The 1,341-nt window shown below is 38.5% G+C and carries 1 protein-coding gene; it reads right to left on the bottom strand.

Annotation, left to right across the window (positions count from 1 at the left end; translation table 11 throughout):
• The coding region (locus AC1DUW_RS29135; protein WP_477644227.1) for a DEAD/DEAH box helicase at positions 1–1,094 on the bottom strand (1,094 nt) is incomplete at its 3' end.
• Positions 1,095–1,341: the final 247 nt, after the last annotated feature.

Genomic DNA, 1,341 nt, shown 5'->3' with positions numbered 1-1,341 from the left:
ATATCAACCCCTAACTCAAGAGCATTCGTAGAGATCACACCATAAATTGAACCATCCCGCAGCCCCTTTTCAATTTCTCTACGCTGTGTTGGCAAATAACCTCCGCGATAACCTCGGATCGATTTTGGGCCCAACTGTTTGGACACTAGTTCCTGTAAATAGGTAAGTAAAATCTCCACACGGACCCTGCTTCGAGCGAAAACAATTGTTTGAATCTTATTTTTCAAAAACTCATTTGCGAGTTTCCTGACTTCCAACACCGCACTTCTTCGAATATTAAGCGGTTTATTAATTACTGGCGGATTATAAAACACAAAATGTTTTTTTCCGCTCGGTGCTCCATTGTTATTGACAAGAACCATCTCTTTTTCCGTAAGTTCCTCAGCCAACTCTTTTGGATTATTGATTGTCGCAGATGTACAGATGAATACAGGATCACTTCCATAAAACTGGCAGATTCGTTTTAGTCTTCTAATGACGTTTGCCGTATGACTTCCAAAAACGCCTCGGTATATATGAAGTTCATCGATGATCACATACCTTAAATTCTCAAATAAAGAAACCCATTTCGTGTGATGCGGCAGGATTCCCGAATGGAGCATATCAGGGTTGGTAATCACAATATGCCCTGCCTGACGTATTTTTTGCCTTATATTGGATGGTGTGTCTCCATCGTACGTATAACTATTTATATCAGCTTCCATCTCATTAATCATTTCGTTCAATTCACTTTTTTGATCATAACTCAATGCTTTTGTCGGAAAAATATAAAGTGCTCTTGTTTTTTCATCTTCAAGTACTTTTTGAAGAACTGGCAAATTATAGCATAACGTTTTACCAGAAGCTGTCGGTGTGACAGCCACAAGGCTTTTACCACTCACAGCAGTCTCAAAAGCAGTCGCCTGATGGGTATACAACCCATTTATCCCTCGTTTATTAAGAGCCTGCTTGATTTTATCATCTATTTGATCTGGGAAAGAGACGATTTTTGCCTCTTTCTCGTCAATAACTTGCCAGTGAACAATATTATCTTTAAATTCCTCATTTGTTTTTAAACCAGTGATAACTTCTTGTAAATTTTTTCGCAGTTTCATATAACCCACCTCATACTCCTATTCTACCGAATGAACGTTCTGTACAAAAGGGAAACTATTTCCTTTTACAAAAAAAAAAAGCAGGAAACGGTAAAGTCCCGTGTTCCTACTTGTTATTTCTTCACTTATTTTCCTTCGACAAAACGTATAATTTCTTCGGCAAGTTTGCCTGGAGCTTCCAACATCCCCATATGCCCGCTTCCTTTGAGGATAACTTCTTTAATATGATCCCCTTTTACAGTAAAGG

Source organism: Peribacillus sp. P4_C12, assembly GCF_056402095.1.
This window is presented reverse-complemented; position numbering and strand designations above follow the sequence as displayed.